Source organism: Paraburkholderia sp. UCT70 (assembly GCF_050434085.1).
GTDB lineage: Bacteria > Pseudomonadota > Gammaproteobacteria > Burkholderiales > Burkholderiaceae > Paraburkholderia > Paraburkholderia tuberum.
In genome coordinates this window covers 3183054-3198379 of sequence record NZ_JBNPVZ010000002.1, presented here as the reverse complement: position 1 = coordinate 3198379, position 15326 = coordinate 3183054, and the positions used below count along the sequence as shown (strand labels likewise).

Below are 15326 nucleotides of genomic sequence, written 5' to 3'. Positions count from 1 at the left end.
AACCCGGCCGGGCTTCTCGGGTGAGCGGCGCGGCTAATCGGCATCCGGCGACAGATTTTAATATGTTTCGTTGACAGCATTATTTCGTCGCGCTTTAGAATAAATCGTATTTACTCGATTATCTGGGAAAGCGGGTTATTGCTCGCCGTGTCCTTGTTGCCAAAAAAAGCCTGCGCCGATTCCACAGGCTGCGGGCCCGCTTCATTGTTATACAAAAGGAAATTTCGTGATCGGCTCCCGCGCAATTCGCCGCCGACGGCATGCTGGGCGATCGTCACGCGCAGGTTGTTTGACAACATTGTGATGCCGATGCTACCGTGAAACCTCTGCCTAGCGTGTTTCCGCGTCAACCATCATGAACGAATCACCGCTCCGCGACGGCGAGTTCGCCGCGTCGGTCATGGCCGTGCCGCCGCTCGCGCGCCGGGCCGACTACACGCTCGACCCTGCCCAGAATCTCGCGCTGATCCGCCATATCGAAGCGGGCGGCGTACGCACGCTACTGTATGGCGGCAATGCGAACCTTTATCACGTCGCGGTCAGCGAATACCGCGAGCTGCTGGACCTGCTCGCCGAGGCCGCGGGCCCCGGGACACGGGTGATTCCGGCGCTGGGTCCCGACTACGGCAAGATGCTCGATCAGGCGCGCATCCTCGCGCAGACGCGTTACCGCACGGCGATGGTGCTGCCGCTCGGCGGCTTCACGACGTCCGAGGGCGTCGAGACGGGCCTCACGCGGATCGCCGACACGGCCGGCATGCCGCTCACGCTGTATATCAAGAGCGAAAACTACGTCGCTGTCGATACGCTCGCGCGGCTCGTCGAGCGTGGGACGCTGAGCGCGGTCAAGTATGCGATCCCGCGCGACAACCCCGCTGACGATCGGTATCTGCGCCGGCTGCTGCAATGCGTGCCGGCCGCGAAGATCGTATCGGGCATGGGCGAGCGGCCGGCGCTCGTGCATCTGCGCGAGTTCGGACTCGCAGCGTGGACGACCGGAAGCGGCTGTATCGCGCCGAGCATGGTGATGGCGCTGCTGCGCGCGGTGCAAAGCGGCCGGAGCGCCGATAGCGCCGGTAGCGCCGATCACGACACCGCCCAACGTCTGTACGATGCGTTCATGCCGCTCGAAACGCTGCGCAACGACATCTCACTGATCCGCGTGCTGCACGATGCAATCACGTTCACGGGCCTCGCCGACATGGGGCCGCTGCAGCCGCTGCTCAGTTCGACACCGCGCGAGCATCATGCGAAGATCGCGCAGACCGCGCGCACGCTGCTCGCTCTCGAGCGCGAGTTCGCGCCCACCCGATCGAACCGCTCCGACACGCAGACAACCCCATGACCGATCACAGCCGACGCTATCCCGATCCCTCCATCCGCGTGTTCGATCCGCGCTTCAGGTCGTTGATCATCGCGTCGGCGTCGGTCGAATGCTTGTATCAGGGCACGCGTTGGTCGGAGGGGCCGGTGTGGTTCGGCGATGGCCGCTATCTGCTGTGGAGCGACATTCCGAATGACCGCATCCTGCGCTGGGACGAAACGACGGGCGCGGTCAGCACGTTCCGTCAATCGTCGAACAATGCGAACGGCCATACGCGCGATCGCGAAGGGCGTCTCGTCAGTTGCGAGCACCTGACGCGGCGTGTGACACGCACCGAGTACGATGGCTCGATCACCGTGCTCGCCGATCGCTATCAGGGCAAGCGCTTCAATTCGCCGAACGACGTGGTCGTCAAATCGGACGGCTCGATCTGGTTTACCGACCCGACCTTCGGCATCGAAGGTTTCTACGAGGGCGAGCAGCAGCAGTCCGAGCTGAAGGCGTGCGTGTATCGGATCGACGGCCAGTCGGGCGAGGTGTCGATGGTCATCGACGACGTGCTCGCCCCGAACGGTCTCGCGTTCTCGCCGGACGAATCGCTGCTGTACGTGGTCCAATCGCGCGGCGAGCCGCGCAAGATCCGCGTATTCGACGTCGAGGCCAATGGCAAAGGCACGACGCTGTCGAACAACCGCGTGCTGATCGACGCGGGTCCGGGCACCCCGGATGGTTTTCGTGTAGACACGCATGGCAACTTGTGGTGCGGGTGGGGCATGGGCACCGACGAGCTCGACGGCGTGCGCGTGTTCAGCCCGCAAGGCGAGCCGCTCGGCCACATCGCATTGCCAGAGCGTTGCGCGAACGTTTGCTTCGGCGGACGGCATCGCAACCGTCTGTTCATGGCGGCGAGCCACGGGTTGTATTCGCTGTTCGTCAATACGCAGGGTGTGCGCGGAGGTTGAGCAATTGTCCGCTAACCAGACAACATATATTGCTATCGCGGCGAGGGCTCGGGTTTGCCCTTAACCCGCGGTGCCGGGCATTGAACGACAAGGATTTCAGGTAAAACGAGCCATTTTCTCGCCCGACCCACGCTCTCGACTATTTGCTTGACATCGGCTGTTGCGCTTCGCTATGTTCCCTTGGTAGAAAGAGACCGCCCGCAACGCATCGACCAGCGGGCTTCCATACCAAGAAGCGAGGAGACGCAATGACTGTTTCGCACAGGTTGTCGTTCAAGCTGGTATCCGTCTGTATCGCCGCGAGCGCGGCGTTCGCCCTTGCCGCGCACGCGGCCGATCCGGTCACGATCAATATCGTCGACGTGGCCGGCGATCTTCAACTCACGCAGAAGGGCTTCGAGGCGTTCAAGGCGAAGAATCCGAATCTCGTCGCGAACATCACGTTCACGAACGCGCCCGCGCCGCAATTGCCCGGCAAGATCAAGGCGATGCAAGCCGCGGGCCGCTCCGACATCGACCTCGTTTTGACCGGCACCGATGCGCTCGCGGCCGGCATCGAACAGAACCTGTGGATCAAGCTGCTGCCTGACAACGCGGCGCAGTTCACCGGCGTGCTCGACAAGTACGCGCCGGGCCCGCGCAAGATGCAGGATCTCGCGCAAGGCTACGGGCTCGAGGTCGCGTATATGCCGGCTGGTCCGCTGCTCGAATACAACCCGGCCAAGGTCAGCGATCCGCCGAAGACACCCGAGCAACTGCTGCAATGGTGCAAGGCCCACCCCGACAAGCTGATCTACGCGCGGCCGGCCAATTCCGGTCCAGGCCGCACGTTCCTGATGGGCTTGCCCTACGTGCTCGGCGACAAGGACCCGCAGGACCCGGTGCACGGCTGGGACAAGACGTGGGCGTTCCTGAAGCAGTTGAACGACTGCATACCGTACTATCCGGGCGGTACCTCGGCGGTGATGAAGGAACTGGGCGAAGGCACGCGCGACATGACCGTGACCGTGACCGGCTGGGACATCAATCCGCGCGCGCTCGGCATCGTGCCGGCCGAATTCCGCGTACAGCCGTTCGACAACATGACGTGGGTCAACGACGCGCACTACATGGTGGTCCCGAAGGGCGTGCCGAAGGAAAAGCTCGACGTGCTGTACAAGATGATGACCTTCATGCTGGAGCCCGCGCAGCAGGCGCTGACCTACGACGACGGCTACTTCTATCCTGGCCCCGCGATCAAGGGCGTCTCCGTCGAGCAGGCGCCCGCGCATAGCCAGGAGGTACTGCAAAAGTATGGCCGGCCCGAATACGCGAAGATGTTGGCCGATCGTCCGCATGCTTTGCCGCTCAATGCAGCAGCGATGGTCGCCGCCTTCAGGAAGTGGGATAGCGACATCGGCGCGCAGAAGACCCGTTAGGCCTTCACCATTGCGACGGAAAACGAGGCGAAACGCAGCGCGGCGTGAGGCACCGCCGCGCTGCGTGTTTTCAGCGATCACGCGCCTCGGCTTAACTGCCTGATGCGCCGCGCCCACCGCACGCGCGGCACTCGCGACATCCGTCGCCTCACGCGGATCAGGAAACCGCCATGAAGCATCACTTTGAGCAGTTGCGGCTCGATTCGGTGAGCCGCAGTTTCACCAACGCGCAAGGCCACGCGATCGCCGCGCTGCAGGGTCTCGATCTGACGATCCGGCGCGGCGAGTTCATCGCGCTGCTGGGGCCGTCGGGTTGTGGCAAATCGACGGCGCTGAACTGCATCGCCGGATTGCAGCCGCTCACCGGCGGCGGCATCTGGCTCGACGAGCGGCGCATTGACGTGCTGCCGCCGGAAAAGCGCGGCTTCGGCATGGTGTTCCAGAACTACGCGCTGTTCCCGCATATGAGCGTGCTGGACAACGTCGGCTTCGGCCTGAAAATGCGCGGCGTCGGCAGAAGCGAGATCGCGCGCCGTGCACGCGAGGCCTTGAAACTGGTGCAACTGACCGGTCATGAGCACAAGCTGCCCGGCCAATTGTCCGGTGGCCAGCAGCAGCGTGTCGCGATCGCGCGTGCGATCGTGATCGAGCCGCCGCTGATCCTGATGGACGAGCCGCTGTCCAATCTCGATACGAAGCTGCGCATCGAAATGCGCGCGGAAATTCGCCGCATCCATACGCAGCTCGAACGCGCGACGCTGTACGTGACGCATGATCAGGACGAAGCGCTGTCGATGGCCGATCGCATCGTCGTGATGAGGGAGGGCGTCGTGCAGCAGGTCGCGACGCCGAAAGAGGCCTATACGCGGCCGCGCAATCTGCATGTCGCGCGCTTCATGGGTTATCGCAATGTCGCCGAGTTCACGCTGGAGGGAATGCAAGGCGATGGCGTCGTGGTCGGTGCTAACGGCGTGCGGCTCATCGGCACGCCGATGGCCGGCTTTGACGGCAAACGCGTGAGTGTCGCGCTGCGCCCCGAAGACATGGAGCGCGCCGAGCCCGGCGCCGACAACGCGTTCGAGGCGCTGATCGACGCGGTCGAATACGGCGGACACGATTCGCTGCTGCGCGTGAAGACCGCGTTCGGCGACGTGTGGGCGCGCGTGACCGGTGAATGCGCGGAGGGCGAGCGCATCACGCTGCGCGTGCGGCCGTCGTGCGTGCTCGTCTACGACGCCGAGGCCGCATGAACACGCCGACGCTTGTCCCGCCGCTTACGTCCCGCGCGCCGCGCGATGCCAAGGCCTGGCTCGTCGCGCCCGCGCTGCTCTTTATCGTCGCGCTGTTCATCTATCCGTTCGTGTATGGTCTCGCGCTGTCGTTCCGGCCGATGAACGGCGGCGGCGTGTGGGCCAACTATCTGACGTTCTTCACCGACACGTCGATGTGGCCGACGATTCTCGTTACGCTGAAGCTGTCGGTGCCGGCCACGCTGATCAACGTCGGCGTGTCGGTGCCGGTCGCGTTCGCGCTGCGCCGCTACTCGCGGTATCAGAAGATCGTCACGACGCTGTTGGTGATCCCGGTGACGCTCGGCACCGTGCTGATCGCCGACGGCATGCTCACCTACTTCGGTCCGCATGGCTGGCTGCCGCAGGCGTTGCAGGCGCTGCATCTGTACACGCAAGAGGTGCGGCTCACGCACAACTTCACGGGCGTGCTGCTGTCGCTGATCGTGTCGGGCTTTCCGTTCGCGTTTCTGCTGACGCTGTCGTACGTGACCGGCATCGACCCGACGCTCGCAAGCGCGGCCGCGACGCTCGGCGCGAGTCCGTGGCAGCAGTTTCGCCGCATCTATCTGCCGCTGCTCGTGCCGGGGCTCACGATGGCCGCGTGTCTGTCGTTCGTGCAGGCGTTCTCGGTGTTTCCGTCGGCGGTGCTGCTCGGCGCGCCCGCGGGTCCGACGCGCGTGATGTCGATTGCCGCGGCCGAAGCCGCGTTCGAGAGCTACGACTATCCGCTCGCATCGGCGATCGCGATGGTGATGGGCTTCGTGCAACTGCTGGTGGTCGCCGCGCTGCTCGGCGCGCGCCGCTGGTTCTATCGTGGTCCCGTAACGGGAGGCAAAGGCTGATGACGACCGATCGTCGCGCGACGCAGCCCGACTGGTCCGCGTCCACCTCCGCTTCCACGGCGCCTCAGCCGGGCGACGGCGCCCGCGAGCCAGCGCAACATGCGCGTCAGCGCGCGAATCTGCCGGGCCGCATCTGGCAGGTGCTGGTGTGGGCCGTGATGGCGTTCTTCCTGATCAACGTCGTGCTGCTGATTGCGACCGTCGCGGTGAATTCGATCGCGACGCGCTGGTTCGGCACCGCGTTGCCGCAAGGCTTCACGCTGCACTGGTATGCGCAGGCGTGGAGCGACTTCCAGCTCGCGAGCGTGCTGTGGGTGACCGTGCAGGTGGTCGGCGCGGTCGTGCTGCTTTCGGTGCTGCTCGGCGTGCCGGCTGCGTATGCGCTCGCGCGCGTGCAATTTCGCGGCAAGCGCCTTGCGATGCTGATCTTTCTGCTGCCGTTGATGGTGCCGCCCGTCACCTACGGCATTCCGATGGCGACCGCGATGTACAAGGTCGGACTCGCCGGCACGCTATGGGGCGTGATTCTTGCGAATCTCGTACCGGCGCTGCCGTTCGTGATTCTGGTGATGACGCCGTTCATCGAGCAGATCGATCCGAATCTCGAAGCGGCCGCGCGCATTTTCGGCGCGAACACGTTCCGCTATTTCCGTTACGTGCTGCTGCCGCTGCTCGTGCCGGGCATGCTGGCGGCAGGGCTGCTCGTGCTGGTGCGCACGATCGGCATGTTCGAGCTGACGTTTTTTACGGCCGGTCCGGCCACGCAAACGCTGGTGGTCGCGTTGTACTACGCTGTGTTTTCGACCGGCGTGCGCGCGCCGCAATCGATCGATGCGATGGCGATGATCTATATGGCGATCACGTTGATCTGGGTGCTCATCGCACTACAATTCGTGAGCCCGACGCAGATCGTGTCCCGCGTGAAAGAACAGAGGCGCTGACGTATGGTCGGCGCCAATCGTGGAGTAGACGTTGACGAAGAGAAAGACCCCCGAGGAATTGCGCAGTCATCGCTGGTACGGCGCGAACGATCTGCGTTCGTTCGGCCACCGCTCGCGCACCGCGCAGATGGGCTACAACCGCGACGAATACGCGGGCAAGCCGGTCATCGCGATTCTGAACACGTGGAGCGAGATCAATCCGTGCCACACGCATTTCAAGCAGCGCGTCGAGGAAGTGAAACGCGGCATCTGGCAGGCCGGCGGCTTTCCGATCGAGCTGCCTGTGCAGACGCTGTCCGAGCCGTTTCAGAAGCCCACCACGATGCTGTACCGCAATTTCCTCGCGATGGAAGCCGAGGAGATGCTGCGCTCGTATCCCGCCGACGGCGTCGTGTTGATGGGCGGCTGCGACAAGACCACGCCCGCTTTGTTGATGGGCGCGATCTCGATGGATCTGCCCGCCATCTTTCTGCCCGCCGGCCCGATGCTGCGCGGCAACTGGAACGGCGTGACGCTCGGCTCGGGTTCCGATTCATGGCGCTACTGGGCCGAACTGCGCGCGGGCACGCTGACGCCGGACGACTGGCAGGGCGTCGAGGGTGGCATCGCGCGCTCGCCCGGTCACTGCATGACGATGGGCACCGCATCGACGATGACGAGCGCGGCCGAAGCGCTGGGCTTCACGCTGCCCGGCTTCGCGTCGATTCCCGCGCCCGATTCGCGGCATGCGCAGATGGCCGCGAAAACCGGCATGCGTATCGTCGAGATGGTGTGGGAGGATCTGAAGCCGTCGGACCTGATCACGGCGGCATCGGTCGATAACGCGGTGACGACTTGTGTCGCGCTGTCCGGGTCGACCAATTCGGTCGTGCATATGATCGCGCTTGCACGGCGCGCGGGCATCGAGTTGACGCTCGACCGCTTCGACGAGATCGCGCGCCGCACGCCCGTGCTCGCGAACATCAGACCGACCGGCGCCTATCTGATGGAGGACTTTTTCTACGCGGGTGGTTTGCGCGGGCTGCTCGCGGAACTGGGCGAACTGATCGACGGCTCGCAGAAAACCGTGAACGGCCGCACGCTCGGCGAGAACCTTGCCGGCGCGCGCATTTTCAACGACGACGTGATCCGCCGCCGCACGAATCCGCTACTGCGCGACAGCAGCCTCGCGGTGCTGCGCGGCAATCTCGCGCCCGACGGCGCCGTGATCAAGCCGGGCGCGGCCGAGCCGCATCTGCTCGTGCATACGGGCCGTGCGGTCGTGTTCAGCGACTACGACGACATGGCCGCGCGCATCGACGACGACGCACTCGACATCGACGAAAGCTGCGTGCTCGTGCTGCAGCACGCGGGGCCGGTCGGCGCGGGTATGCCCGAATGGGGTCAACTGCCGATTCCGCGCAAGCTGCTGCAAAAAGGCGTGCGCGACATGGTGCGCATCTCTGACGCGCGGATGAGCGGCACGAGCTATGGCGCGTGCGTGCTGCACGCGGCGCCCGAGGCATTCGTCGGTGGGCCGCTGGCGTTGGTGCGAAGCGGCGATCTGATCGAGCTCGATGTGCCGCGCCGCAGGCTGAATCTGCTGGTATCGGACGAAGAGCTCGCGCGCCGCAAAGCCGCGTGGGTCAAACCCGCTGCGCGCTTCGAGCGCGGCTATGGCGCCCTGCATCAGGCGCACGTGATGCAGGCGGATCAAGGCTGCGATTTCGACTTCCTGCAGCGCAGCGGCGTGAGTCCCGATAGTTCGGGCGAGCCGGAGATTCACTGAGGTTCAATACCCCACGCGATACACGCGCCCCGTCTGCGCCCCTTCCACACTGCGCAGATAAGCAAGCGCCGCGCGTTGCGCGCTGACGGGCTCGAAGCCGCGAAAGAACGGCGCGTAAGCCTCCATCGACTCGGTCAGCACGGTCGGACTCACCACGTTGATGCGCAACCCGCGCGGCAGTTCGATCGCGGCGCCGCGCACGAAGCCCTCAAGCGCGAGATTGACGGTCGTCGCGCTCGCTCCCTGCGGGATCGGCTCGTCGCCCAGAATGCCGCTCGTCAGCGTGAACGATCCGCCGTCGTTCACATACGGCAGCGCCGCGAATACGACGTTGATCTGGCCCATCAGCTTGTCGCGCAGCCCGACCCAGAACTGCTCGATGCTCATCTGCTCCAGCGGACCGAAATGCACCTTGCCGGTCGCGGTGACGACGCCGTCCACCTTGCCGATGTCGCGAAACAGCCGCTCGACGCTCGCCGGGTCCGTGCTATCGACGTGATATTGCCCGCGCGTCGCGCCCACCTCGATCACTTCGTGACGCGCCTTCAGCTCCGCGCGGATCGCCTGGCCCAGCGTGCCCGTGGCACCGACGACGACGATTCTTTTCATCCGCAACTCCGTTAAACGACCAGCGTTAAACCAAGCAAAGCACGCACCAGAATAAAACAGTGCGTGCTGCGTGATTGCCTGATAAATCGGAATAAACCCGGTAATTCAAACGCGCGCGTATAAAGGGATGATACGCGCGCCTATTTCACCCGATGTAATTCGATTACGCGCGCAGGCCGCAAATGATTGAGCGCATAGTGAATGCGGCCACGATCGTGGCGCTTTCCGACCGGACGCGGGTCGTCGTACTGATGGTCGGCCGAGTAGGCGGCGAGCGGCTCGGCCATGCCCTTGTCGATCACCGCGTAGCCCGGCTCGAGCGCGAGCAGCAGATGGTTGCCGCCGACCCGGCTGTCGAAGCCAGCCATGCCATCGAGCGACTCGGGCACGCTGTTGTCGAGCGTCGCATTGCTGGTCGTGACCGCGTCGGGCGAGATCGCGCCGTGGCCCGCCAGACGGGCCGCTTCGCGGTTCTTGCCGTCGGTGTCGACGGTGCTGTCGTGCGTGCGGTCGTTGTGCAGGTCCGTGCTTCGTGGGTCCTTCGGGTCCGGTTTCGTACCGGCGTTTTCGGGTTTGCTGATCGCGCTGTTCATCGTGCATTCTCCTGAAGCGGACATTCGAAGAAAAGAGCAAAAGCCGTTCCGACTGACACGGCGCCGCAGTGCGCGGGAGTCGCGATGCGTTGTCCGCCATCCTTCGATGCGAGTGGCGTTACCTCGCGATTGAATGGCGATGACATCCGCGATTCATTTCGTTTTTTTTAATGGACGCGTATTTTCTACAGAGTATGATCTTACTCCTGCGACCGACGCGCGGATAAATTGGCGGCATGCTCCGGCTGTTCCAGCATGGTCGGAAAAAACTAACAAACAAATGGCCGCGGGACTGAGAAAATGTTACGGGGCTTCAGGGGCGGGTGACTCATGCACTTCGATGCTGCATTCACACATCGCGGCTATCTTCTGAATTGCGAACCGGCGCGCTCGGGCGACGGCTCCTGGCAACCGTATGTGGTGATCTCGCGCTCGAGCGACGGCGAACTGGTCGCTAACCGTTTCTTTCCCACGGAACTGCGCTTCTCCGACGAAGCCGCTGCCATCGCGCACGCGCGCGATTGGGCAGTGCGCTGGATCGACGCGAGCAGTCTGACTATCTGAAGTCAGGGAACGATGCGTGCGTGCCAGCGCACGTCGACGCAATGAATCCGAGCCGACCTGCGCGCTGCCGGGCGGGCACCGTTAAAACGCGGTAATCTCTGCTCGATAACCACTTCGAACCGTGCACGCCGCACGGCGCCGTCTCTTATGCCCAACGAGCCTTCCCATAACTGGGGCCTTGAACAGATCGTCGCCGACCTGCGCGCCTCGCGCGAGCAATTGCATCGCACGCGGCATCCGCTCGGCATTCGCGAATTGCCATCGCGCGAAGCGGTGGTCAATATCGTGGCCGGTCTGCGCGCCGCGATGTTTCCGACGCATTACGGCGCGCCCGATCTAACCGACGAGACGGTCGACTACTACGTCGGCCACACGCTCGAAAGCACGTTGCGGCTGCTCGCCGAACAGATTCGCCGCGCGCTGCGCTTCCTGCCCGAGTTCGGCGCGACGCCCGACGCCGAGTTGCGGGAGCGCGCGTTCGCGGTGGCGCGCGAGTTCGCGACGCAGCTGGCGGGCATACGCGCGCTGCTCGTCAGCGACATCCAGGCTGCGTACACCGGCGACCCCGCCGCGCAGCACATCACCGAAATCCTGCTGTGCTATCCGGGCGTGTGGGCGATGACGCATCATCGGCTCGCGCATGCGCTGCATCGGCTCGGCGTGCCGCTGCTGGCGCGCTTCATCAACGAGATCGCGCACTCGGCGACCGGCATCGACATTCACCCGGGCGCGACGATCGGGCCGAGCTTCTTCATCGATCACGGCACCGGCGTGGTGATCGGCGAGACAGCGATCATCGGCGAGCGCGTGCGCTTGTACCAGGCGGTCACGCTCGGCGCGAAGAGCTTCGCGGCCGATGAGGACGGCACGCTGATCAAGGGCAACGCCCGGCATCCGATCGTCGAGGACGATGTCGTGATCTACGCGGGCGCGACGATTCTCGGACGCGTGACGATCGGGCGCGGGTCGGTGATCGGCGGCAACGTGTGGCTCACGCATAGCGTGCCGCCGGGCAGCAGCGTATCGCAAGGCAAGGTCCGCGAAGGAGAGCGCACCGACAATGGACGGCAATGATGCATGGCTAGCCGCCGCGCCCGCGCGTCGGGCCGATTGCATCGCTGCGCCTAGCCGATCGGCCAATGGCGCAACCGCGGCAACGCATGCATGCCATGCAGCCACACATGCTCGCCGATAAACCACGCGGCCGCCCAAGACGCCGCGACGACGATCAGATCGCAGTGCCCGCTATTCCATAGATTCAACGAATGTCGCCCGGCGATCCACGGCACGCCGAGCGGATTCGGCCAGTCGGCGAGCAGATGCATCAGGCCGCCGCACGCGAAGCCGAACGCGGGCGCCGCGTAGATCGAATGTCCGAGCGTGTGATACGACACCGCGAGCAGCGCGAGCCAGCCGATGCCCCAATGCGTCAACGTGCGATGCGTGATCCACAGCCGCCGCGCGCGCGACCACCATGCGACTTCGAGCCAGTCCGGCGCGGTGCTGCCGGCCACGCCGGCGATGAAGCTCAGCAGCACGCCAGCATGAAACGGACCGCCGCCGCTGCGCGCGACGATCGCCGCCGCGATGATGCCGGCTGCGAAACCGGTCGCATGATGCGCTTTGCTGGATGCCATCGAAACTCGCGGCACACGTGCCGCGCGAAAAACAAAGGGCGGCTATGTTCGCAGATGGGCGCGTAAAAAAATAGCCGATGCGCGAGATAAAAATTCGCGCACCGGCCTTCCGTGCATGACGCGCACGGCGTTCAAGCGCGCCGCTCAGGTCGCGCAGCGCGCGATATCGAAGCGCATTTCCTCTTCGGGCGGATCGTCGGGCGCATTGGCCGGATGCACGACCTTGATGACCGTGTTGCCGTTGAGCGGGGTCAGCGTGACGAAGTACGAGTTGTGCGAATCGGCACCGACCGCAAGTTCGGTTGCCGCGCCGGCGTGCGAGGTGCGCACGCGCGGCAGACGTTCTTCGAGGCAGGCGGCGATGGACGCAGGCGTGCGTGACGACGACACGTACACGAGCGGTGCGGACGCATCGCGCGCGGGGCCGCCCGATGAACCGCAAGCGGCGAGGGTGGCGGTGAGGGCGACAGCTGGGGCAAGCAGGAGAAGTCTTTTCATGATCCGATCGTCGGCATACCCGGTCATGCATGGGAAGGTGAGGCGCGGGCGAAGCGCGATGCGCTGACGTACAGCGCGATGCTTCGCGACGAAGCAGCCGTGCAGGCGGCGCGGTTTCGCGGCGTCGCACGGCGGCCGGGGCAGTATACCGAGCATGTGTCGACGTCGTCACTAGCGCGGCCATGCGTTTATTGGTCTGACGGCAAACCGTAAGGCCCGTGAAAATACTCGAACGTGATCGTGTCGCGTGGGTTCGACCGCGCCACGCGGGGATGGCCGCGCGGCGCAATGCCTGCATGAAAAGCGTGATGAGAACCGCCGTCAGAAGCGATGCCGCAGACCGACTGCCGCGGCGACCCGGTTGCCGGTCGACGACGGCGCAAGCGTATTGATCGCCGCGACGTTCGCGCCGAAGTCGCCGAGTTCGCCCGATGCATGCTGGTACACGCCTTCGAGGTACACGTCGGTGCGCTTGCTCAGTGAGTAATCAGTGAGTAATCGCTCTGCAGCGACACGGTGCGCCACTTCGGATCGCCCGAGCCGTTCGAACCACTGATCTTGCCGTCGGTGAACGTGTACGAAGCGGAGACGCTCAATGCCGGCGTCAGCGCATAACGGCCGTCCACTTCGTAGTTGTCCAGATGCAGGTTGGCGCTCGCGATGCCCGGCAGCATCGCGCCGCCGACGTTCACGCCGATGATGCCGTCAAGTTGCGTGTGCGTGTAGACGAAGCCCGCGGGAGCCGGCGAACTGATCGCTCTTCGGGCCGACGAACGCCTGGCGATTGAACATCGTGTTGCTTTCGCCGTTCTGGCCATTGTTCAGGTTGAAGCCGTTTTCCAACGTGAAGATCACATGCAGACCGCCGCCGAGGTCCTCGCTGGCGCGCAGACCAAAGTAGGTGTTCGACAGCGAGCCGCTGCCCTGCTGCCAGTTGCTGTGACCGAGCTGGTTGTTCGAGTAGATGAGGCCCGCGTCGAGCGAGCCGTACAACGTGACGCTGCTTTGCGCGTGGGCGGCGAATCGGCATTCCAGCGAAGGATGGTGCTGGCGCCCCGTTGACTGTCGATTCGCAGCGAAGTGTAATTGCCGCTATGCGGATATTTAAACACGCGCCTTACAGCGGTTTATTTTCGAATCCGCGATTCTGTGAATTAATCGCGTAAGTGCAGATCCGCAAAAAGAAACTATTTTTTACGATCAATGGCGGGACGCGTTGTCAAGTCTGAGGCTATTGTCGGGCCGTAACGGCTCAAGGCCTCGCGGCGAGCACAAGGGGAAAGCGGACGAGGCCGTTTGCGCTGATTCCCACGGTTTTGCGCAATGCAGTCTTTCGAAGAAAGCCTTAAATCGAGGAGGGATGCCACTTATAATTTCGATAGACCCCTTCGACCAAAGGGCGTCTTTTTCATTTTTACACGCGGCTTTCGGGCCGCGTTTTTTTATCTGAAATTTAAAGCGGATTTATACATCGTCGCGTAGGGTAAATATAACTTTTCGCGCGTGGAGCGGCTGCGCCGTTCCGAACGCGCCTTGTCCGTTCGTCAGAGCGAGCAGGGCCAAGCGGGCTGGGCAGGTAGAATCGCGGGTTCGAAATCTGTTTGTGCGCCCCGCGAAGTGAGTGAACCTGTGATGACCGACACGCCCTTTCCCTCGACCGACACGAATGCCGAGTTCCTCGGACCGGATGACAGCGTGCATGAAGAACGTCTGTGGCGCGACAACGGCTGGACCGCGCGCATCATCAAGAACGAAGACGACGAAGGCTGGGCCGTCGAAATGATCAAGGACGGCGAGGCGGAGCCTGCGCTCGTCGGACCGTGGACGATGGGCCGCAACAAGAAGGATCCGAAGCCGCTCGACGTATCGGCGTTCAACACGCTCGTGAAAACCGCGGCGGAAGTGCTGCGTCGTCACGAGCAGCAGCTGCGCGCGCAACTGCACAAGACAGTGCGCGTGCCGAGCGCGGACGGCAACGACGAACTCGACATCACGCTCGACATCGTCCCCGACGAAGACGAGCCGTACGCACTGTTGAGCGCGCTCGATATTTTCGGCGAGCAGATCGCGCAAGTGCAGGTTGCGCCAACGTTCAAGCTCAGCAAGGCGAGCGCGGCGGCGTGGGTGGCAAACGAGTTTCGTCGGCCGGGGTAAGTGGCGGTTGTAGGCGCGGTTGCGTCGTGATCGGATCCGCTGGTCGCTGACACTGCCGGCGATCATGACGCAGTTGGCAGAGCGGCGCTGCTATTTCACTGGCCACTCGAACTGGCTCGTGGTCGAAGATATCGACGATCGTGGCGAAACGGTCGAATACGACGTCTCGCCAAACCCTAGCTGCGCTTGCAGAAAATCGCCGTGATGAGCGGCGCGACGTGATGCACGATCGCTGTGCTGCCGGCGTTTTCAACCGCGCTTTTAACCTTGTCGTCGCTGCCGAACACGACCGCGCCATACGCGGACTGCGCGACCGGTTCGCCGTCGCCGACCCGGAACATCGGGTCGTCCTTTTCGAAGCCCACCACCGCGAATACGTGGAAACCGAACGCGGTCAGATGCGCATCGGGCATCGGCGAGAACGCGTTGATCGAGTTGCTTTCGACGTGACTTGGCTTCGGGTTGATCAGCTGCTGCTGCATCAGATCGGCAATGAACTGGTGGCCGCTCTCATTGCATGTCAGCGGCGCGTCGAGCTCCACGGCGAACGAGGAAAGGGGCAGCGCGGCGGCGGCGGCAAACAGCAGAGGGACAAGCAGACGGTTCATGAGCGGAGGCGGGCGTCAACAGTCGATGTCGTGGATTAGCAACCACTGCGCCATCCCCCGGAGGGCACGAGCGGTGCTGCACATCGAACAGATTCCGCGTGACTGGCACAACTGGA

General features: G+C 63.9%; 16 protein-coding genes and 1 pseudogene. 10 read left to right on the top strand and 7 right to left on the bottom strand.

The features are described from left to right. Window positions 1–110: 110 nt before the first annotated feature. On the bottom strand, window positions 111–299 hold the full coding sequence (locus OKW41_RS17065) for a hypothetical protein (RefSeq protein WP_429573244.1): 189 nt from the start codon (window positions 297–299) through the stop codon (window positions 111–113). Between the two features lie 56 nt (window positions 300–355). Between OKW41_RS17065 and OKW41_RS17060 the strand changes: the two genes are divergently transcribed. The 7 genes from OKW41_RS17060 (at window position 356) to araD (ending at window position 8547) form a co-directional block, all read left to right on the top strand. Next, the gene (locus tag OKW41_RS17060) at window positions 356–1345 is read left to right on the top strand and encodes a dihydrodipicolinate synthase family protein (protein WP_429573243.1); all 990 of its coding nucleotides are present in this window, start codon (window positions 356–358) and stop codon (window positions 1343–1345) included. Further along, window positions 1342–2286 (top strand): SMP-30/gluconolactonase/LRE family protein, encoded by a 945-nt coding sequence (locus OKW41_RS17055; protein ID WP_429444246.1) that lies wholly within the window; start codon window positions 1342–1344, stop codon window positions 2284–2286. Before OKW41_RS17060 ends, OKW41_RS17055 begins: the two co-directional genes overlap by 4 nt. A 248-nt stretch (window positions 2287–2534) precedes the next feature. Beyond that, a complete protein-coding gene (locus OKW41_RS17050; RefSeq protein ID WP_429444245.1) occupies window positions 2535–3704 on the top strand; it encodes an extracellular solute-binding protein in 1170 nt (389 codons plus the stop codon). Window positions 3705–3874: 170 nt separating this feature from the next. Further along, window positions 3875–4954 (top strand): ABC transporter ATP-binding protein, encoded by a 1080-nt coding sequence (locus tag OKW41_RS17045; protein WP_429573242.1) that lies wholly within the window; start codon window positions 3875–3877, stop codon window positions 4952–4954. Beyond that, complete coding sequence (locus OKW41_RS17040) at window positions 4951–5838, top strand: ABC transporter permease (RefSeq protein WP_429573241.1); 888 nt, start codon at window positions 4951–4953, stop codon at window positions 5836–5838. The genes OKW41_RS17045 and OKW41_RS17040 overlap by 4 nt, the downstream gene beginning before the upstream one ends. Next, window positions 5838–6779 (top strand): ABC transporter permease, encoded by a 942-nt coding sequence (locus tag OKW41_RS17035; protein ID WP_429573240.1) that lies wholly within the window; start codon window positions 5838–5840, stop codon window positions 6777–6779. The genes OKW41_RS17040 and OKW41_RS17035 overlap by 1 nt, the downstream gene beginning before the upstream one ends. A 31-nt stretch (window positions 6780–6810) precedes the next feature. After that, window positions 6811–8547, top strand: a complete 1737-nt coding sequence (gene araD, locus OKW41_RS17030; protein ID WP_429444241.1) for an L-arabinonate dehydratase — start codon at window positions 6811–6813, stop codon at window positions 8545–8547. Window positions 8548–8550: 3 nt separating this feature from the next. On the opposite strand, the gene OKW41_RS17025 is transcribed toward araD, so the two are convergent. Next, window positions 8551–9156, bottom strand: coding sequence for a short chain dehydrogenase (locus OKW41_RS17025; RefSeq protein ID WP_429444240.1), 606 nt, complete (start codon window positions 9154–9156; stop codon window positions 8551–8553). A 140-nt stretch (window positions 9157–9296) separates the two neighbouring features. Beyond that, window positions 9297–9749, bottom strand: coding sequence for a DUF3005 domain-containing protein (locus OKW41_RS17020; RefSeq protein WP_429573239.1), 453 nt, complete (start codon window positions 9747–9749; stop codon window positions 9297–9299). A gap of 330 nt (window positions 9750–10079) precedes the next feature. Here OKW41_RS17020 and OKW41_RS17015 point away from each other — a divergent pair, with 330 nt between their 5' ends. Next, entirely contained in the window at window positions 10080–10313 is a 234-nt protein-coding gene (locus tag OKW41_RS17015) for a hypothetical protein (RefSeq protein ID WP_013092363.1), read from the top strand. 147 nt (window positions 10314–10460) lie between these two features. Beyond that, a complete protein-coding gene (gene epsC, locus OKW41_RS17010) occupies window positions 10461–11387 on the top strand; it encodes a serine O-acetyltransferase EpsC (RefSeq protein WP_429573238.1) in 927 nt (308 codons plus the stop codon). 50 nt (window positions 11388–11437) lie between these two features. Here epsC and OKW41_RS17005 read toward each other — a convergent pair whose 3' ends face one another. The 3 genes and pseudogenes from OKW41_RS17005 to OKW41_RS16995 all read right to left on the bottom strand — a co-directional run bounded on the left by OKW41_RS17005 (window position 11438) and on the right by OKW41_RS16995 (window position 13483). Continuing rightward, complete coding sequence (locus OKW41_RS17005; RefSeq protein WP_429573237.1) at window positions 11438–11950, bottom strand: metal-dependent hydrolase; 513 nt, start codon at window positions 11948–11950, stop codon at window positions 11438–11440. Between the two features lie 144 nt (window positions 11951–12094). Continuing rightward, complete coding sequence (locus tag OKW41_RS17000; RefSeq protein ID WP_429573236.1) at window positions 12095–12604, bottom strand: hypothetical protein; 510 nt, start codon at window positions 12602–12604, stop codon at window positions 12095–12097. A 165-nt stretch (window positions 12605–12769) separates the two neighbouring features. Further along, a pseudogene (locus tag OKW41_RS16995) lies at window positions 12770–13483 on the bottom strand (porin). A gap of 597 nt (window positions 13484–14080) precedes the next feature. On the opposite strand from OKW41_RS16995, the gene OKW41_RS16990 reads away from it, so the two are divergent. Beyond that, window positions 14081–14602 (top strand): hypothetical protein, encoded by a 522-nt coding sequence (locus tag OKW41_RS16990; protein WP_184024828.1) that lies wholly within the window; start codon window positions 14081–14083, stop codon window positions 14600–14602. A 176-nt stretch (window positions 14603–14778) separates the two neighbouring features. Here OKW41_RS16990 and OKW41_RS16985 read toward each other — a convergent pair whose 3' ends face one another. Next, the gene (locus tag OKW41_RS16985; protein WP_429444238.1) at window positions 14779–15210 is read right to left on the bottom strand and encodes a hypothetical protein; all 432 of its coding nucleotides are present in this window, start codon (window positions 15208–15210) and stop codon (window positions 14779–14781) included. Window positions 15211–15326 lie beyond the last annotated feature (116 nt).